We start from the raw sequence: 16,846 nt of genomic DNA on the forward strand, positions 1-16,846 counted from the left end.
ACAAGGAAGTAATAAAACCAATTAATATAAGTTATTTCCACTTAACACGTAAATTACTCGCCACATCACCTGCACACTCATACGTAGCATTGAAAATTTTAATTACATAGCAAGATTAAAATCCCCGTTTTACTAAATCTAGTTACTAGATTTACTATGATTGAGGAAACGAAAATAACCAGGAATTACCAAATAACAATACCAGCAACCATTAGGAAAAAGCTTGGGTTGAAAGTTGGGGATACACTCATAGTTAAACTTGAGGGTGACCGAATAATCCTTGAACCAAAGAGACGGAGTATCACGGAGATAAGGATTAGGCTGGGTAGAAAAGTTGATTGGAGATATGTTGAGGAGACCATAAGAGAGGTAATCGAGAAGGGGTAGTATGAGTTTTGTGGTTGATACAAACGTAATCATCGACGTAATTTTAGAGGATGATGTAAATCACGATAGGGCGGTGAATACCTGGAACTCCTTGAATGAAGCTTACGTACCAATAATCTCACTTATAGAGTACTTATAGAGTTAGGTTAGGGCATTATAGGTGAGATTTTACGAGATCCTAAGATTAAGGTCGTTGAAAATAATACATCAGGACATATACTTCGTCATTAACCATAAGGATTACATTAAGCATTATGATTATTTCAACGACTTATTAATACTAAGTGCGGCATTAAGGTTAAACCTGCCGTTAATTACATTTGATGAGGAATTATTAAACCTATATAATAAACTTAGTCATAAACTTAGGTCGTAAGTACGTAAACAAAGCACTAATTTGATCTTTTTTATTTTCAATTACTAAAGCGCTAAACTTTAATGCCTGCCGTAGTCCTTAACGACCTTGCCGAAATCAAGTACATAGTCGAAAGTCCCATAAACACACTTAATGATCCTCCTCGGCCCTAACCTATAGAGTGGGTCAATATCACTCTTATTATTAAACATTAAGGTGCAGGGACCGGTCCAAACGCTCTTCGGAGTTAACCTATGCCTATACCTATCAACCAGTTGAATAAGCGGCTCAGCACCATCACCAGCCGGTGGAATAACCTTAAGGGCAAGCCTAGTGATCGGTAACGGCTCAATCCTTGCAGGTTCCTCAGGCCTAATAACGGCAGTGACTAGCCTTAAGCCCTCAGGTCTCTCGAGAAATCCATAGACCAAGTCAAAGCTCCTCTTGATATCGAGGACCGCAAACTTCTTAGGCACACCCCAGATTTCCCTACCCGCGGCTAAGCCGACGTCGCTATTAACATAGTTATAAGCCGTATAGTACTTCTCCTGACCATCAAGCAGCACCTTAATGTCAACCGCAAACTCATTATATGGCCCAAGGGTGCTAAATGGGAATTTAAAAAACGTGATTATAGCCTCAGTGGGTACTGGGACTTCAAGATCCTCAGGAACAACCTCAGCTGCACCCTCTGGATCAGCCTCGAAGAATACTTGCAAAACCTCGGCGTCGGGGAAGTACTGAGGCAGCTTTGCGAAGAGGGGTGTATTACCTGGCATTGACCAAAGACTCTTAATGGGAAGTTTACCCTTTATTCTGTCCTTGCTCATCAATTTGACTGTGTCTTAATATTAATATTTAATAGTGTTGCTTGCTGATTTGTTTTCGTGTCCCTTGATTGGTTTAGGACCTTGAGAGATGTTGTTGTGGGTAGTCTTAAGGATTCGTGGCTCCCGTTTCCCGTTGATAAGTCGATTTGCACTAAGTGGAGGGAGGGCTTGTCCTTTGATAGTGATAGTAATACCATACTTTACACCTCATGCCTCTACCAACTGGCCCCAGTCATTGAGAGGGCTGTGGCTGAGCTTGAGAGGTTTGGCGTCACCAAGGGCGGCGCGTTGGCTAGGTTGACGGCCATTGGCGCGAGGGTCCTTGGTAGGGCATTGCTGAGGCCCAGTGATGAGGAGCTTAATAGGGCTAATAGGGTCGTTAGGAGCATCTATGGCGCGCTCAAGGCCTTAGGTGTTAGGTTCAGGGTCCTTGATAATGAGCCGTATAGCGGCGCGCTGCTTTACGAGCTTGGCTTTGTTGATGAGTTCGCGGATTACGCGAGAAGTGTTTACAAGGTCTTTAGGGACAATAACGTGAGTGAGGTAATAACCATCGACCCACACACCCAGTACACACTCGAGAGGCTTTACCCTAGGTACGTGCCTGAATTTAACATTAAGGTTAAGAGTTACCTGGACTACCTCGACCCAGGCAAGGTAAAGGTTAGGCTTAGTGAGTTCACTATTCATGACTCATGCCTATACGCCAGGTACCTGAACAAGTATGACCTGATTAGGGGTTTGCTTAGGGGTAAGGCCAATGTTAAGGAGGACCCGGTAATAACGGGTAGGGATACCTCACACTGCTGTGGTGGGCCCATTGAGTCCACATACCCAGAAATCGCCGGTAAGGTCGCGAGCAATAGGGTTAGGGAGCTGACTAGGTTGTCCAGGAACATAGTTGTCCAATGCCCAATATGCTACGTAAACCTGAGGAGAGGCATCAAGCTCAGTGGTGTTGAGGCTAATCTATACGACATTGCCGAAGTCATTGAGGTGAGTGGGTGATGATGAGTTTAAGGGAGATTTACGAGGAGGTCAGGAAGTGCCAGTTCTGCGGATTCTGTGAGCTCCCATGCCCAACCTTCAACGCACTACGTAGTAGGGCCTATGGACCCAGGGGCAGAATAAATCTAATCAAAACCTTAATTGAAAATGGTTTTGGTCAGGATAAGAACGCGGAGATGGGCGTTGACGTTATTAATTCAATAATGACCTGCCTACACTGTGCCGCCTGTGATACGCAGTGCCCAGCGGGCATTAAGATCGCAGATACAATACATAGTTTCAAGGCAATTATCCTGAAAACAATGCTTAAGTAATAGTGATCTAGAATAAACAATATGTCCCAGAATAAGGGTGATGTGATTAAGGAGCTTGAGACCGTGTTTAGGGATAGGTTGTTCACGGAACCGCACATACTCGCCCTGTACAGTCATGATGCGTCTTCCGAGGTTGGTGTTAAGCCAATGGCCGTTGTTCAGCCGGTGAGTGTTGATGAGGTTGTTAGGGTCGTTAAGCTCGCCATTGACTATGGCTTTAAGATCGTACCCGTCGGTTCATCAACAAGCCTATCTGGCAATGCCACGCCTAAGCTTGAGAATACGGTGATTGTTTCCCTGGAGAGGATGAACTCAATAATTGAGGTCTCGGACATTGATTGGTACGCGAGGGTTCAACCGGGCATTAAGGTTGATGAGTTGAACCTGGAATTAATGGGTTACGGCCTTCAGTGGCCCGTGGATCCAGCATCATCTAAGACCGCCACGGTTGGTGGTGTAATTAGTAATGGCGGTGGTGGTATGCGTGGTGCTAAGTATGGACCTGCCTCACACTGGGTCCTCGGTCTTGAGGCGGTTATTGGAACTGGCGATGTCATTAGGGTTGGCTGTAGGACTGTTAAGTGTAGGGAGGGTTACAACCTGGTCCAGGTCTTCATTGGCTCCGAGGGGACCCTGGGCATAGTCACTGAGGCAACACTTAGGTTGACACCGCTGCCGGAGTCCTTCGTGGGGGTGATGGCTAGGTTTGGAAATGCTGAGTCCCTGGTCGATGCAGTGATTAGGGTCAGGAGGGATAAGCTGTGGCCTATGGTTACGGAATTCATCGATGACATAACAGCCCAAATACTCAACCTTGAGCCCGGTTACTACCTGTGGATTGGGGTTGATACGTATACAGGTAGTGAACAGCAAATACTGTCTAAGCTAAGCGCTGACATATCATCGAGTGGCGGTGAGATAATTAGTAAGGCGTCCACGTGGCAGGAATTCTCAAAGATACTGGAGCCAAGGAGGATGCTCTACTCAGCAACGCTTAAGGCCGCATTTAATGATTATGGGACAGACGTGTTCGTAGCCTTCGAAGACGTCGCAGTGCCGATGAGCAAATTACCTGAGGCCGTCAGAGAAATACAATCATTGGGTAAGAAATACAATGTTAAGATGAACCTCGGCGGGCACATTGGGGATGGAAACCTACACCCATCCGTTTGGGCTAGGCGCTCTGATAGGGATGAGATGGATAGAGTCCTAAGGTTCTTCGAGGATGTTGGTAAACTAGCCATAAGGCTCAGTGGCACGGTTAGCGCAGAGCATGGTATTGGGACCCAGAAGAGGGGCTTGTTGAGGGAGGCAATTAGCAGTAGGAATGGTGGTAATAGTGATATGGTTATTGGGCTAATGAAGGGTATTAAGAGGATATTTGACCCACACGGAATATTCAATCCAGGAAAAATCTTCGATTAATTTAACGTTATTTTCACATAAATTAAGTTTGATTATATAATTTCAATCACTACTGACGTTAGAAGGCCTTATGGTCAGTATCTTAACGACGTCGCCAGGACCAATGCCATACAACTCCCTAACACTCCTCGGTATTGTGAATTGCCTGGAATCCGTGTGCCTAGTCCTCAACAACTTAACGCCTTTTAACTCAATCACGAAGCCCTTATACTCAAGCTCAACATCAGCAAATCTTAAATGAGTGATACCCAGCGCCCTGACTAGGCTCGCCGGTAATAGGACTTGGTTATTTATGTACACCCTAACCACGAAGGGAAGTGTCGTCACGTTAAACCTCTCCAACTTCCTACGTACAGTCACCCTAACAACCACGTTTACCACCGATCAGTTCCTCAACACTACCACACTTAAATAATACTCCGTGAAAAACACGTGAAACCAAATTGAAAAAGCACCAACATACACAGTGGTAAATAAAGGTTTCACGTAAGATAAAGAACAGAAAGAGATTTAAAGAAAGAATTGAACATAAATTAAATGCCAAGCAAGGCGTTGGGGACAGGAATGTGCCCAAGATGCGGAAAACCAGGAACCGTAGTGATAAAGGCAGGAAACTACGTATACATCAAGCACGGAAACACTTGGCACTACATAGGAACAATAGACAAAGTAAACCTAAATAAAATACTAATAAAAGATAATACAATACTAGAAGAATTAAAAGAAAATAATTTGAAACATGATCATAAATATATTAAAAATCACAAGATAAAAATATTACCAGTCATTTTTGCATTAGTAATTATTTCGATTATAACTCTTAGTTTAATATTTTTAATGCTATATAACCATAATAATAAACAAAATATAAATAATTTTGGGGTAAATGCTGTTCTGACGGGCTGTCATTATATTAAGTCTGCTAATGATACCATATTTTTCATTTCGTGTAATATTACCAATGTAAATGTATCTAATAATCATTTTAATATAAAATATATAAGCAATTTAACGGATTACAATGTTACAGCTTATAGTTTCAACTATTTAAAATGAATATATATACTGTTGTTATAGTAACGGTATATGGACTTATATTATAAATAAGAACATACCACGTTCCAGGGCCCGGATCAAAGATTACGAATGCAGAACCCCCACTTACTGAATAACCATAACCAGAACCTGTATTTGCATTTATTACTCCAATAAGTAAATTAGCGTATGAAGGAGTCCATTGTACATATACTGCTAATTCCTGACCTGAACTTAATGTAACTGGCCCAGCTAATATACCTGTGTTAGGTGGTAATGTTATCGGGTCTGTTCTATGAGTTGGTGGTAATGTTTTTAGTTTTAGTGTTGTTATTTCCTTGATTATTGTTACGCCTGGTGTGTCTGGCTTTATCTTTGTTACTTGCATTGCCATTGTTGTTCCTGCCATTAGTGTTACTACGAGTAGTAACGCGGGTAGTACTAGTGCTAGGGCTTTTCTCGTCATAGGTAATAGCTATGTTTAATATTTTTAAATATTACCTCTGTAGTACTTTCGATGTACTTTGTTCTTTATTCTATTTTATTATTTCAATCTGTAAAGAAAATTCTTTAGAAATAGAAAAACGAGAAATAGATTGGAATTAACAGGTTGAACGAAGCCTATGGCTCAGCACTCGGCAAACTCGTCACTACTCTGGCAGGCGAGGTCCCTACTCATCACCGGGATTAATTACTGCAGAGCTTCTTAAAGCCTTGGGTTACTACATTAATTACATAATTATTCATATAAATATTTATTAATACTGTGTAGAAATACATGTGTAATTTTACATATATAATGGATAATATACACGGATTATGCAATAATGCTTATTAATCAGTTAAAATTAGGTATTCATGGTGGTTGTATGAGAGCGATCGACCTCGTTAAAAGGAGGCCCCTTGTCATTACTGAGGATAGGCCGTTTATTGAGGCTGTGGATTTAATGGCTAAGGAGAATACTGGTTCTGTGGTTGTGGTTGAGGACTTGAATAGTATGAAGTTGCGTGGTATAATAACTGAGCGTGATGTGATTAGGGCCTTGGCTAATAGGCTTCCGCTTGATACTCCTGTTGGTAAGGTTGGGACTATGGGTCCTAGGGTTGTTAGGGCTAGGGTTGATGATTCCGTGGGGACCGTGGCCTCCCTAATGGTTAATTATAGGGTTAGGCACGTTATTGTGGTTGATGATGAGGATAGGGTTGTGGGTGTTATTTCAATTAGGGACTTGCTGGGTGACTTGGATGCCGTTAGGGAGATTGCGAGGCTTGATAGGTATCCGAAGGTTAGAGAGTGATCTTTAGTATTTTGTAAATGAACGCTGACATTACTATTAAAACCCCGGTCATAACCCAACCAAGCGCCCCAAGGTATTGTATTGCGTAACTCATTACCACGCCTATTATTGAGCCTATTATTGATGATACTGTGAATAGGTAGCTTGTTGATTGGGCGATTAGTATTGGGCTTACGAGTTCATGCACGAGGTATAGCGTTAGTAGTAGGATTAGTGTGAATATGAAGCCCACGATCACGGGAATGAATAACTGAGCCTTGGCAAGCCCCATGGGCATGGTCACCGCGCCGAGGGCTATGGTTAGGTAGAATAGCATCTTACGTCTCTCCATCTTTAATGAATGCCTAAACCTGTATAGCAGTGGTGTTAGGGCTAGTGGAACCGTTAATTCCGCAATTGCTGGGTAACCACCTAAATTAACGATTAATGGTAGTAGGCTTAGGTATACACCCCAGGGTATTGAGAAGGCTATTGATATCATGAGTACGTCTGGGTTATTCATGACGGCCATTACCGATACACTCTTTATTATCACGGCATCCTTCATCGTGAGGAGAACGAGGATAGCGAGGGCCAGGGAGGCTATGCCCAGGTATAGCACGGCGCTCTGCGTAATACCCACTATCACTAGTGATGAGAGGAGCATTAGTACTGTTATTGAGGATAGGTAGGTAACCTGGACCCACCTGGTCAACCCCCTAATACTCCACCAACCAAGTATTAGTAGGAGTGATGGCATTAGGTATAGCCCAAGCCCCATGCCTGCTAGGAACCTGAGTAGTAATGCTGTGTGGTAACTACTCGTTGTTGAGAATATGAGGGATAATCCATTGAGTAATAGGCCTAGGAACATGGAGACTCTATTGCCAAGTCTACTGAATAGGAATGTTGCTGGTAATTGTGTTGCTGCGAAGCCTATCATCGCGGTTGCCATGGGTACTACGTAATAAACAGCGCTGAGCACGACCTTCCTTATCGTCATTATGTCGAACATTATGGTTGATACGCCCAACCAATTAATCATTATTAGTGATAGGCCTGCTATGCTAATTCCAAGTACGTAATAGGCCTTCTTGATGACTAAAGCGTCCAATTCCTCAATGGGCCTATTATTAATCCCCACATGAAAACTGCATTAAAGCCCCTTATCAAGGTTTCTAACTATTGACAGTTAAGATAAAGAGATTGGATAAATTCACGCCTGTGAATCGTCACTTAACTGCTCATCGGAGTCCTTATTCATCTTAATGGTTATTACGGCCTTACTTACCTCCTCCTTAATCCTCTCCCTGAACTCTCCGTACTGCTCAATTAAAGAGCCCAACTTCTCCTTGTACCTCTTAAGCACTAGGTTGAAGCTGCCAACGGCTATGTACTTAATAAGCCTCTTAACAATGAAGTTCTCAACCTTCCTAGTTATTAAGTCACTAAAGGCCTTGGCCTCCTCGAAGGACTTTATCAAAGCCTTAAGAATAAACTCACGCCTCAGTGGGTCATCGAGTATCTTATCCAGCACCGTGAAGTCCCTCCTCCTAAGTGCACCCATTGGTATGAAGGGTAGTGGGAACGTGAGCACCCTAAGCCTCTTCAACCTGTCGAGTAATTCAAGGCTCTTTATAACATCATCATCAGTTTCGCCCGGCAGGTTGAGGATCATTGTACCAACAACAACCCAGTAATTATCGTTGAGTATTCCAATGGCCTCCTCAACAACGTCGGGGTACTGCTCAGGCTTATACGGCAATGCCTTACCCGCCATTAACAGCCTTAATAATCTGGGCGAGCCAGTCTCAATACCCATTTCAATGAAGTGCCAGGTACCGCCTTCATTCATGTACTCAGAGACCTCCTTAACCATCTTAGGAGCGTACTTCACAACGGCTGCCGTTGTGAAGTCTGTGGTTATTTCGTAATCGTCCCCGTAAGACTTAACGAGTTTATACGCCTTAATTGTTAGGTCTAGGACCTTGTCAGGGTTTGGCTCAATGCCCTTCGCACCATACCTAAAGAACTCATCACTATGGAGTGTTATTTCCTTAAAACCACCAACCTCAATATTCAACTTTATCTCCCTATCGATGTGCCCCTCGAATGGGAATGACCTAATCATTCCGCTAAGCGTTGGCGTGCAGAATTGACAACCCCTGCCGCAGCCCCTCGTGACCTCAACCATACCGCCAATTGAGGGCGTGACTATGGTTGGGACCATATCTATCGGCACTGGCCTATGGGCTACCACCCTACTCGGCACCGGTTCACCCTTCATTATCTTATCAAATAATTGCGGGCCATCCTCCTCAAACTCGCCCTCATAAACAACGTCAATGCCAAGCTCATCCTGCCTACCGGTATCCACGATCTGCCAACCAGCGGGGCCTCCAACAACAATCTTGAGATGGCTCCTATGTCTCTTAATTGCTGGGTGATTAATGACTTGTAGGAATGACTTGGCTATGTATGGTAAGCCCCTATACGGTAAGTCAGCTAGCTTCAATATCCAATACAGAATCCCTGAACCAAAGCTCAGTCCTAATGGGTCCATTACGTATATACCCACAATTCGTGTATTGGGCCCAATTACCTTATCGAGCTTATATGGATCGGCAACTATTACGTCATTTCTCGTGTAACCATGGGCAAGTAACGCAGCCTCAACCTTAGCCAAGCCATAGGGGGCTCTTAAAACCCTACCATCTTTATCACTCTTAACCCTGAAGAATCTGCGGGCAACCCAATCCCTGAAGTAGTTCTCCGGTATTGCACTTGCAAATCCGACCACGGATGAACCGTGTGTATCGCTCATTGTCGCGATTTCGCCCGTTAAAACGATTGGATATCCACCGAATGACACAGACCTACCACATACCTGTAGTAAATAAAAACCCTTCTTCATTAATATAAACTACTGGCTTCGCGTAGTTTAATATAGGAATTGAAAGTTAGCTAATACCCTTCCTTGGAGTCCTCGCGCCGCAAGCCGTGCACACGAGCACGTATATCCTACCCTCCCTCTCAAGGTAGGTATCTATTGAGTGGCACACGGGGCACTCAACATAGAACTTAATATACCTCTCATAAACAGCCTCAAGGGTCCTCGGACTCCTCTCAGCGTATAAAACAAACGTATTGCCCTCAATATTACCTGGAAGTGCCAGCTCCTTAAGGAAGAACCTCGCTATGTGTGTTGGGTCCCTATTAAGTCTTTGAGCAACATCCCTGAAGTTCTGGATAATCGTCTTCTTAGGCTGAACTAATATGCTCAACTTAGGTATCTCCTGCCTTCTCTGAATCCTAGGTGTTATTAATGTATAGGCCTTATCCAATAACTTCATATAAAGCTCATCATAATTAACATCACTCGACATACCAACGTTAGGAGAAACTAATACTTAATAAATTCTTACTTCCATGATTTACGTTATTAATCTATCTAGGCCACGGTCAGTCTGGTTTAAAGTCTCTGCGTTTTAATAAATCATTAATGACCTTACTCGTGATTAAAACCGCTAATAGGCGTGGAATGCTTCACGAAATAACCGGCGTTATTAAGGATTATACAAGCATTGAGTGGGTCTTCGTATCCATACCCTCAGAGACCGAGAGGGTAATTGCCATGAGACTCAGCGACTCCTTACCAATAAGCGCCATTGATAGGTTGAAGAGCATTAATGGCGTTCACGATATCTGGGCAAGCCATGAGGCACCCATGGAGCTGGTGGGCTTTGATAAGGAAATCCTTAGAAGTATATTAATGCACATGGTTCAAAGCGGTGGGGAGGTTCACGCATTCCTAACAAAACTTGGTTACGAGATGGGCTTGTCAATGGCCAGCACAATGCTTAGGACCAAGTATGAGATTCCATCAAATGCCGCGATGAATAAGGTCCTTGAGACCGCCATAAACATGCTCGTGGTTATGAACTTAACGAGAAGTGTTGAGAACATAAGCGTGAGTACGGATAAGGGTGGGCACGTGGTTAATATATCGTTGCTAGAGCCCTTTGACTTAGATGCTGGGTTACCGTTTACTAGGGGTTACCTACTTGGGTTGTTGAAGGTGCTCCTTAAGTGTGATTGTAGCCTTGATGCAGTAATAAATAAGTCGAGGGTAACCTTCTACATCAAGGGTAAGTAAATTCAATTCCAATGTCTTAATCATTATGAAACAAAACAAATTGTAATTAATATTTAAATAGACGGAGGTGGCATAGCAATCGGTGAGTTCCCTTTGGAGAGTTGGGTTAGGTCTTTAATCGATATAATGAAGAGAAGCCTTGATTCCAATGGTTTACCAATACCGATGGATAAATCCTACTGTACCGAGTGGGCTAAGGACCTTAACATACCCAGGGGTGGTGATACGATAATTTACACGTCATGCCTATACCAAATGGCACCCATGATTAATCAATTAGTGCCATGGATAGAGAAGGTCAGGGGAACACCATTAAGTGGGTTGGCTGGTGTGCTTTCTAGGTTTGCGGGTTTTGTGATAAAGCCGAGTAGGGCGGATATCGATAGAGCCAATAACATACTTAAGAACATTGCCAGGTCATTGATGAAGGCTGGCATAAGCTTTGGCTTCCTCTACGAGGATGAGCCATACAGCGGCGCACTGCTTCATGAAATCGGGGCTGAGGATGCGTTCCTTGAGTACTTCGAGAATACGGTCCTCAAGACCTTCAGGAAGTACGGAATTAGGAGGATCATAACGATCGATCCACATACCCATAACATACTGACAAACGTGGCGCCAAACTACTTCAAGCTTGATTTTGAGGTTGTGAATTACCTGGATCTAATTAGGGGCATTAAAGTAAGGCCTAAGATGAGCGGTGATGTGGTTATTCATGACTCATGCCTATACGCCAGGTACCTGGGTAAGTACGATGTGTACAGGTCGATACTCGATAATGCCGGTGTTAAGCACCTTGAGGACCCATTAATAACCGGTAGGGACACATCAACCTGCTGCGGAGGGCCACTTGAATCACTCAGCCCGGAGCTTTCTAGGAAGATTGCTAAGATTAGGATTGAGAATTTGGCTAAGCTGTCAAAGACTGTGGTGACCGTATGCCCAATATGCTTAGCAAACCTCAGTAGGAATGCTGAGGGTGTCGTTCAGATCCTGGACATAAATGAGGTCGTCGAGGCGGAGTAGGCTTTAAATAATAATCCTAATCAATAATGATCAATGATGATGCGATGGCTGTCCAGACCAATGACGAGTAAGGTGTTAGCTGACTACGTCTAAGAAAGTGTTTTTATTCTGGTCTGCCTACGCAGATTTTAATGAGCTTCACACCCGTGTATGAGAGGGACTTGGAAGTACCCATAAAAATAAGTAAGTCAACGAATGAGGATGCGAGGAGAAAGAGACTTGAGAGGTGGCCCAGGGAGGCTGGCTTATCGGTGCCTCTTGACGATTCTGGCACGAGCTTCATGCAGTTGGTTAAGTCCTTCTCCACGGACTACGGCCTAACACCTGGCGAGAGGGTGTGGGATGTTAAGGATGTCGGTGGTAAGTACAGCATTAACATGGTTTGGAAGTTGATGAGGGGCAGCGAGGAGAAGGGCTATGCCAGGGTTACCGGTGAGATACCGCTGACGCCAACCGGTGAGGAGGGTAACAACGTAGTTTATACTGCGAGGCTTAGGTACGTGATTGAGATTAGCAATGATGTGCTTAGTGAGAAGGCAACTGCGGAGAATGTACCCGAGGTTAACCTATTCGGTTAAGATTAGGTAATTCATTTAAAATAATCCTAAGGCATCAATAAAGTGGTGTACGCAGTACCGACCAGGGAATTCGAGAGAAGGCTAAACCTACTTTATAGGGTTATGGATGAGAAGAGATTGGATGCCGTCTACATAGTCAATCCAATAAACATAGCCTACTTCATAGGGTTTTACTACCTACAGACGGAGAGGCCGGTTGCGATTGTTGTGCGTAGGAATGGCGATATCTACTTCCTTGGGCCACTACTGGAGAGGGATCACGTACTGAGCCAAACGAAGCTCGTGAGCAGGGTATACACGTATAGGGATTACCCAGGCGAGGTGCACCCAATACGGTTATTCGCTGATTGGCTCCGTGAATTACACCTGGATAGCTCGGCCATTGGTTATGATGCATCACCAGGTTACGTAAGTTACTGGGGCTATAAGGGACCAAGCCTAACTGATTTATTACCTAATGCTAAGTTCGTGAATATATCAGACGATATTTACTCCATGAGGTTGATAAAGAGCGATGTGGAGATTGAATTGCTCAGGGAAAGCGCTAAGTGGTCAAACCTTGCCCACTCACTCCTTCAGGATTACACGGCACCTGGCATGTATGACTATGAGATATCACTAAGGGCTTCACTTGATGCCTCCATAATGATGAAGAAGGCCTTAGGCCCTGGATATAAGCCACTGAGGTCTGAGTACCCCGCCTACGCAGGTTTTAGGGGCCAGGTTGGTGAGCATGGCGCTTACCCGCACTCAATAAGTGTGGAGAGACCTATTAAGGTCGGTGACGTTTTAGTGACTGGAGCCACCGCAGATGTTGGTGGTTACATGGCTGAACTCGAGAGAAATCTCTTCGTTGGAAAGCCAAGCAATGATGTTGTTAAATACCATGAAACGGCACTTAAGCTTCAGGATGCGGCATTGAACGCTTTAAGGCCAGGGGTTAAGGCCTCCGATGTCGATAGAGCCGTTATAAGGGTTGCCAAGGAACTTGGTGTGGCTGAGTACCTACTGCATCATAGCGGGCATGGCTTAGGGTTGGAAAGCCATGAGGCGCCATTCTTGGATGTTGGCGATGAGACAGTGTTGAGGCCGGGCATGGTTGTTACAGTTGAGCCAGGCATATACGTAAGTGGCCTTGGTGGATTTAGGCACTCAGACACTGTCGTTATCCATGAGGATTATGTCGAGGTAATAACGTATTACCCCAGGGATACCGAGTCATTGACAATAGAGATCTAGCATGATTAAGGCGTATAAATTGGTTTATTAATTACGTTATTACATGAACATAAAGCAATTTTTAACGTATACGGGGGTTATCGCCGCGGTACTTGCCTGGCTATTCATAGCTATTAGCATAAGCGTTAATCCCTGGTTTGTATTCACTAGGAACGCCTTCAGTGACTTGGGAGGACCCTACGCCACTGATCCCTGGATTTACAATTACGGATTAATAACGACATCAGTATTTGTTGACCTATACTCAATAAACCTATTGCTAATATCAAGAAATAAGGTTGAGGACTTCGCCTCAGCATTCGTATTCATCGCAGGGCTATTCCTGGCATTAATAGGGATTTACCACGCTGGAACTCGACCACACGTTTTTGTCTCAACCTGGTTCTTCACGCAAATGGATATGGCGTTGATTACGTGGGGAGTTGGCTCATTAATGGCTAGGGATAGGAGGCTTGGGTTGTTCTCACTACTCCTCGGTGTTGTAGCGCCAATGATAGCGTTGATAATTCCATGGCCATCAGCAGCCACCGAGGAGGCTTATGGAATAGCCGTGATAGACCTGTGGGTAGCCGTGGTCACGTACTTTGATGCAAAGCACTTGATTAAGTGATTGAGGTAGGTGTCAAAACTTGGACTGGAAGAGTGGAGGTAAGATTAATCTTACCTCCACTCTGCCTGCCCAACACGTTCAGTCCCAAAATACTTCATGCCACGATTACTGATTACTGAATTGGCAATTAATGTTTTTAAGGGTCGCCGTTTTAGTCGTATTGATGCCTGATGAGTGGTTGATTAAGGATGTTAGGGGTGTTTTGGATAGGGTTGAGAGGGTTGGGCTTGGGTTTAGGGCTCAAAATCCCAGGTTATTAATTGTCATCTTTTACGACCTCTACTGCCCGGGCTGTGCCCTGCTTGAGGATGAGGCTGGTGATTACCTGGTTGAGTTGTATAGGAATGGTAAGGCGTCACTCTACTTCGTTGATTACCCAGTGCATAGGGGTGTTGAGAAGCTCCATGCAGCGTTTAGATGCATTTACAGGAGGGATCCAATGGTCTTCCTGGAGGTCCTAAAGAGGCATTATGAGGCGTACCTAAGCGGTAAGTTAAAGGGTGAGGAGTCCATTGCCGAGGCTGGTGGCGACTGCGTTAACGAAGAGCTTAAGAGGGTCATGGAGGCTAAGTCCGTGGCCAAGGAGTTGGGTGCCCCGGGTACTCCAACAATAATAATTGGTAACCTTGTTAAGAATGTTGGACAGGGGATATTTGGTTACCCAGGCATTACGAAACTCGCGAAGGCCATTGAGGACCTTTACGTTTATTAAAATCACCTACGGCGCGCCCTAGCCGTTGGTGAGTACCTCCTCCTGACTTGGAGTAGGACTATTAGTATTAGGGCGTTGCCTAGGGCGTTTAATGCCGTACCCACCTCCATGATATTCGGTATTAGGGCTAGCCACATTATGATAGCCACAATCGAGATTATCGCGCCAACTCTACCCACATTACTCCTAAATTGATTGCTGACCATGTAGGCACCCACGTAACTAGATACGGAGAGACCAAGTACCACGCTCACGGCTATTAGGAATAACACGGCGGCTGCCGCCCCATCGCCATATAGGTAGAGTAGGTAGGAGATGGTCATTAGTGGTGGTGCAATGAACATTATGTACCTGTAAATCGTTGATAACCTGCATGAACCCCTATTGACGATGCAGATATTACCCCAGCCAAACATTCCAATGCCAATCCAGAGTATTGCAATGATTAACTGCAGCACGTCATAGGTGAGGTCTGTGAAGCCCATGAGTAGTAAAGCCTTCAGTGCTATGTCTAGTATGAAGCCGTATATTATGGCTGTGAAGCCCTCATAGACACCCCTAACAATGCTCATCAAATTTTAGGAAGTATCAATGGTTTTAAGCAGTATTGTCACAGGCTTAGGATTAAGTAGTTGATTAGGTTCATTATTGGGTGTATTAACCAGGATGGTGGTATCGTTGTTGATAAAACGAGTATCGTGAAAACTATTACCAAGCCCTCAGCCAACCCACCCTTCCAACCAGTCCCCAACTCCCTGGCGAGCCTCACGTAGTAGGGTACCGAGATCACGGAGTTAATTACCAGTAGAACCGCGAGCCAGGTGAGGTTGCCGTAGACCAACGCCAGTATTATGTATAGCTTTGACCAGAAGCCCAGGAGCGGTGGTGTGCCTATGAAGGCCAGGGATATCAACCAGGTACTCACCGCATTATTACCCTTTGAAAATACTGTGTTAAAGAATCCCATTTTGCCGACGGCATTCATGAATAACTGTAGTAATAAACCGACGAGCGCCAGCCCTAGGGTTACGCCCATCTCCTGGGCACCCATTATCGCGGCTGCGAAGGCGGCCATTACATAGCCCATGTTTGCTATTGAGGAATAGGCGAGGACCCTCGGACTCTCCCTACTCGTAAGCGCGCCTATGTTTCCTAGGAACATTGATATCGTCGCGAAGGCGCCGGCTATGTATGCCAGGTAGTAGGGCGGTACCCTGTAGAGGCTCATTGTGGTCAGTGTTATCTTAATGGCGACGATGAATGGGGCTATCTTGGCTATGGAGGCTATTATCGAGACAGGTATTGGGTTACCGGCCGTGAACACGTCGGGAACCCACTCATGCATTGGGGCCACACCAACCTCTAGGGATAGGCCGAGGAGTAGTAGGGAGAAGCCTATTATGTATGTTATTAATGATGGGCCTGAACTAATTATTATTGCGCCCACGAAGAAGAGTACCGTGGCTATTATCATGTTAACCACGTACTTAACACCAACCTCAATGCTCGTGCCTGGATCCCCCATTAGGATCAGTAAGTACGTTGGTGCTGAGACGAGCATTAGCGACAGCAGTGTTAGGGCTAGGTTGCTTGTGTATAGGGCTAGTACCGTGGCTATTATCATTATTGAGATGAGTACGTAATCAACACCCCTTATTGGCGAGTTGAGCCTCATTAAGGTAATTATTCCAAGGATGCCTATGACCACGAGGAACGCGACATATGCCATTAAGTACGTGTTTGGCGCCGCGAGGAGTATTATCATTGATATTGCCGGTGCGATCCACGAGTACCTCCTAGCACCCTCACTGAGTAGTGCCGGTGCTGTGCCAACCACGCTTATTACTGCTGATGCAAGGAGGATGTATGTGTATGGTGTGGACACTTCGCATCA

The 16,846-nt window shown here is 44.7% G+C and carries 21 protein-coding genes; 13 read left to right on the forward strand and 8 right to left on the reverse strand.

Annotated elements, in window-relative coordinates; genetic code table 11:
• Positions 1-156 precede the first annotated feature (156 nt).
• Both VDIS_RS10510 and VDIS_RS13210 read left to right on the forward strand, forming a co-directional pair.
• Positions 157-387 (forward strand): AbrB/MazE/SpoVT family DNA-binding domain-containing protein, encoded by a 231-nt coding sequence (locus VDIS_RS10510; protein ID WP_013337228.1) that lies wholly within the window; start codon positions 157-159, stop codon positions 385-387.
• A gap of 1 nt (position 388) precedes the next feature.
• Positions 389-526, forward strand: a complete 138-nt coding sequence (locus VDIS_RS13210) for a PIN domain-containing protein (protein ID WP_013337229.1) — start codon at positions 389-391, stop codon at positions 524-526.
• A gap of 296 nt (positions 527-822) precedes the next feature.
• On the opposite strand, the gene VDIS_RS10520 is transcribed toward VDIS_RS13210, so the two are convergent.
• Entirely contained in the window at positions 823-1,572 is a 750-nt protein-coding gene (locus tag VDIS_RS10520; RefSeq protein WP_013337231.1) for an acetoacetate decarboxylase family protein, read from the reverse strand.
• A 57-nt stretch (positions 1,573-1,629) separates the two neighbouring features.
• On the opposite strand from VDIS_RS10520, the gene VDIS_RS10525 reads away from it, so the two are divergent.
• Genes VDIS_RS10525 through VDIS_RS10535 form a run of 3 tightly spaced genes read left to right on the forward strand, consistent with a single transcriptional unit; the run spans position 1,630 to position 4,319 of the window.
• A complete protein-coding gene (locus tag VDIS_RS10525; protein WP_013337232.1) occupies positions 1,630-2,580 on the forward strand; it encodes a heterodisulfide reductase-related iron-sulfur binding cluster in 951 nt (316 codons plus the stop codon).
• Positions 2,580-2,894 (forward strand): 4Fe-4S dicluster domain-containing protein, encoded by a 315-nt coding sequence (locus VDIS_RS10530; RefSeq protein WP_013337233.1) that lies wholly within the window; start codon positions 2,580-2,582, stop codon positions 2,892-2,894. Before VDIS_RS10525 ends, VDIS_RS10530 begins: the two co-directional genes overlap by 1 nt.
• A gap of 21 nt (positions 2,895-2,915) precedes the next feature.
• Positions 2,916-4,319 carry an FAD-binding oxidoreductase gene (locus VDIS_RS10535; protein ID WP_013337234.1) on the forward strand — a complete coding sequence of 468 codons (1,404 nt, stop codon included), beginning with the start codon at positions 2,916-2,918 and terminating at the stop codon, positions 4,317-4,319.
• Between the two features lie 42 nt (positions 4,320-4,361).
• Here the strand turns inward: VDIS_RS10535 and VDIS_RS10540 are convergent, their stop codons facing one another.
• Positions 4,362-4,700, reverse strand: a complete 339-nt coding sequence (locus tag VDIS_RS10540) for an AbrB/MazE/SpoVT family DNA-binding domain-containing protein (RefSeq protein WP_013337235.1) — start codon at positions 4,698-4,700, stop codon at positions 4,362-4,364.
• Positions 4,701-4,856: 156 nt separating this feature from the next.
• Between VDIS_RS10540 and VDIS_RS10545 the strand changes: the two genes are divergently transcribed.
• Positions 4,857-5,375, forward strand: coding sequence for a hypothetical protein (locus VDIS_RS10545; protein WP_013337236.1), 519 nt, complete (start codon positions 4,857-4,859; stop codon positions 5,373-5,375).
• Here the strand turns inward: VDIS_RS10545 and VDIS_RS10550 are convergent.
• Positions 5,359-5,820, reverse strand: a complete 462-nt coding sequence (locus VDIS_RS10550) for a hypothetical protein (protein WP_013337237.1) — start codon at positions 5,818-5,820, stop codon at positions 5,359-5,361. The genes VDIS_RS10545 and VDIS_RS10550 overlap by 17 nt on opposite strands.
• Before the next feature lie 403 nt (positions 5,821-6,223).
• Between VDIS_RS10550 and VDIS_RS10555 the strand changes: the two genes are divergently transcribed.
• Complete coding sequence (locus VDIS_RS10555; RefSeq protein ID WP_052885830.1) at positions 6,224-6,652, forward strand: CBS domain-containing protein; 429 nt, start codon at positions 6,224-6,226, stop codon at positions 6,650-6,652.
• Here the strand turns inward: VDIS_RS10555 and VDIS_RS10560 are convergent.
• The 3 genes from VDIS_RS10560 to VDIS_RS10570 all read right to left on the reverse strand — a co-directional run bounded on the left by VDIS_RS10560 (position 6,642) and on the right by VDIS_RS10570 (position 10,017).
• Entirely contained in the window at positions 6,642-7,775 is a 1,134-nt protein-coding gene (locus tag VDIS_RS10560) for a hypothetical protein (RefSeq protein WP_013337239.1), read from the reverse strand. The genes VDIS_RS10555 and VDIS_RS10560 overlap by 11 nt on opposite strands.
• A gap of 72 nt (positions 7,776-7,847) precedes the next feature.
• Positions 7,848-9,545 carry a B12-binding domain-containing radical SAM protein gene (locus VDIS_RS10565; protein WP_013337240.1) on the reverse strand — a complete coding sequence of 566 codons (1,698 nt, stop codon included), beginning with the start codon at positions 9,543-9,545 and terminating at the stop codon, positions 7,848-7,850.
• A gap of 46 nt (positions 9,546-9,591) precedes the next feature.
• The gene (locus tag VDIS_RS10570; protein ID WP_013337241.1) at positions 9,592-10,017 is read right to left on the reverse strand and encodes a translation initiation factor IF-2 subunit beta; all 426 of its coding nucleotides are present in this window, start codon (positions 10,015-10,017) and stop codon (positions 9,592-9,594) included.
• Positions 10,018-10,133: 116 nt separating this feature from the next.
• Between VDIS_RS10570 and VDIS_RS10575 the strand changes: the two genes are divergently transcribed.
• The 6 genes from VDIS_RS10575 (at position 10,134) to VDIS_RS10600 (ending at position 14,952) form a co-directional block, all read left to right on the forward strand.
• Positions 10,134-10,787, forward strand: coding sequence for an ACT domain-containing protein (locus VDIS_RS10575; protein WP_013337242.1), 654 nt, complete (start codon positions 10,134-10,136; stop codon positions 10,785-10,787).
• A gap of 93 nt (positions 10,788-10,880) precedes the next feature.
• Positions 10,881-11,813, forward strand: coding sequence for a heterodisulfide reductase-related iron-sulfur binding cluster (locus VDIS_RS10580; protein WP_013337243.1), 933 nt, complete (start codon positions 10,881-10,883; stop codon positions 11,811-11,813).
• Between the two features lie 131 nt (positions 11,814-11,944).
• Positions 11,945-12,391: a hypothetical protein gene (locus VDIS_RS10585; RefSeq protein WP_013337244.1), complete on the forward strand. Its 447-nt coding sequence runs from the start codon at positions 11,945-11,947 to the stop codon at positions 12,389-12,391.
• A gap of 42 nt (positions 12,392-12,433) precedes the next feature.
• Positions 12,434-13,630 (forward strand): M24 family metallopeptidase, encoded by a 1,197-nt coding sequence (locus VDIS_RS10590; RefSeq protein ID WP_013337245.1) that lies wholly within the window; start codon positions 12,434-12,436, stop codon positions 13,628-13,630.
• A 43-nt stretch (positions 13,631-13,673) separates the two neighbouring features.
• The gene (locus VDIS_RS10595; protein ID WP_013337246.1) at positions 13,674-14,240 is read left to right on the forward strand and encodes a DUF998 domain-containing protein; all 567 of its coding nucleotides are present in this window, start codon (positions 13,674-13,676) and stop codon (positions 14,238-14,240) included.
• A 163-nt stretch (positions 14,241-14,403) separates the two neighbouring features.
• Complete coding sequence (locus tag VDIS_RS10600; protein ID WP_148678331.1) at positions 14,404-14,952, forward strand: DsbA family protein; 549 nt, start codon at positions 14,404-14,406, stop codon at positions 14,950-14,952.
• 2 nt (positions 14,953-14,954) lie between these two features.
• On the opposite strand, the gene VDIS_RS10605 is transcribed toward VDIS_RS10600, so the two are convergent.
• Positions 14,955-15,524 carry a hypothetical protein gene (locus VDIS_RS10605; protein ID WP_013337248.1) on the reverse strand — a complete coding sequence of 190 codons (570 nt, stop codon included), beginning with the start codon at positions 15,522-15,524 and terminating at the stop codon, positions 14,955-14,957.
• A 38-nt stretch (positions 15,525-15,562) separates the two neighbouring features.
• Complete coding sequence (locus VDIS_RS10610; protein ID WP_013337249.1) at positions 15,563-16,837, reverse strand: NADH-quinone oxidoreductase subunit N; 1,275 nt, start codon at positions 16,835-16,837, stop codon at positions 15,563-15,565.
• Between the last annotated feature and the right edge of the window lie 9 nt (positions 16,838-16,846).

Origin of the sequence: Vulcanisaeta distributa DSM 14429 (assembly GCF_000148385.1) — an archaeon.
Classification (GTDB): domain Archaea; phylum Thermoproteota; class Thermoprotei; order Thermoproteales; family Thermocladiaceae; genus Vulcanisaeta; species Vulcanisaeta distributa.

What these genes read in the sequence shown, in the direction of transcription:
- VDIS_RS10510 (WP_013337228.1), top strand. Translation starts at nt 157, where the DNA reads ATGATTGAGGAAACGAAAATAACCAGGAATTACCAAATAACAATACCA.
- VDIS_RS13210 (WP_013337229.1), top strand. Translation starts at nt 389, where the DNA reads ATGAGTTTTGTGGTTGATACAAACGTAATCATCGACGTAATTTTAGAG.
- VDIS_RS10520 (WP_013337231.1), bottom strand. Translation starts at nt 1,572, where the DNA reads ATGAGCAAGGACAGAATAAAGGGTAAACTTCCCATTAAGAGTCTTTGG.
- VDIS_RS10530 (WP_013337233.1), top strand. Translation starts at nt 2,580, where the DNA reads ATGATGAGTTTAAGGGAGATTTACGAGGAGGTCAGGAAGTGCCAGTTC.
- VDIS_RS10535 (WP_013337234.1), top strand. Translation starts at nt 2,916, where the DNA reads ATGTCCCAGAATAAGGGTGATGTGATTAAGGAGCTTGAGACCGTGTTT.
- VDIS_RS10545 (WP_013337236.1), top strand. Translation starts at nt 4,857, where the DNA reads ATGCCAAGCAAGGCGTTGGGGACAGGAATGTGCCCAAGATGCGGAAAA.
- VDIS_RS10550 (WP_013337237.1), bottom strand. Translation starts at nt 5,820, where the DNA reads ATGACGAGAAAAGCCCTAGCACTAGTACTACCCGCGTTACTACTCGTA.
- VDIS_RS10555 (WP_052885830.1), top strand. Translation starts at nt 6,224, where the DNA reads ATGAGAGCGATCGACCTCGTTAAAAGGAGGCCCCTTGTCATTACTGAG.
- VDIS_RS10565 (WP_013337240.1), bottom strand. Translation starts at nt 9,545, where the DNA reads ATGAAGAAGGGTTTTTATTTACTACAGGTATGTGGTAGGTCTGTGTCA.
- VDIS_RS10570 (WP_013337241.1), bottom strand. Translation starts at nt 10,017, where the DNA reads ATGTCGAGTGATGTTAATTATGATGAGCTTTATATGAAGTTATTGGAT.
- VDIS_RS10575 (WP_013337242.1), top strand. Translation starts at nt 10,134, where the DNA reads ATGACCTTACTCGTGATTAAAACCGCTAATAGGCGTGGAATGCTTCAC.
- VDIS_RS10585 (WP_013337244.1), top strand. Translation starts at nt 11,945, where the DNA reads ATGAGCTTCACACCCGTGTATGAGAGGGACTTGGAAGTACCCATAAAA.
- VDIS_RS10595 (WP_013337246.1), top strand. Translation starts at nt 13,674, where the DNA reads ATGAACATAAAGCAATTTTTAACGTATACGGGGGTTATCGCCGCGGTA.
- VDIS_RS10600 (WP_148678331.1), top strand. Translation starts at nt 14,404, where the DNA reads ATGCCTGATGAGTGGTTGATTAAGGATGTTAGGGGTGTTTTGGATAGG.
- VDIS_RS10605 (WP_013337248.1), bottom strand. Translation starts at nt 15,524, where the DNA reads ATGAGCATTGTTAGGGGTGTCTATGAGGGCTTCACAGCCATAATATAC.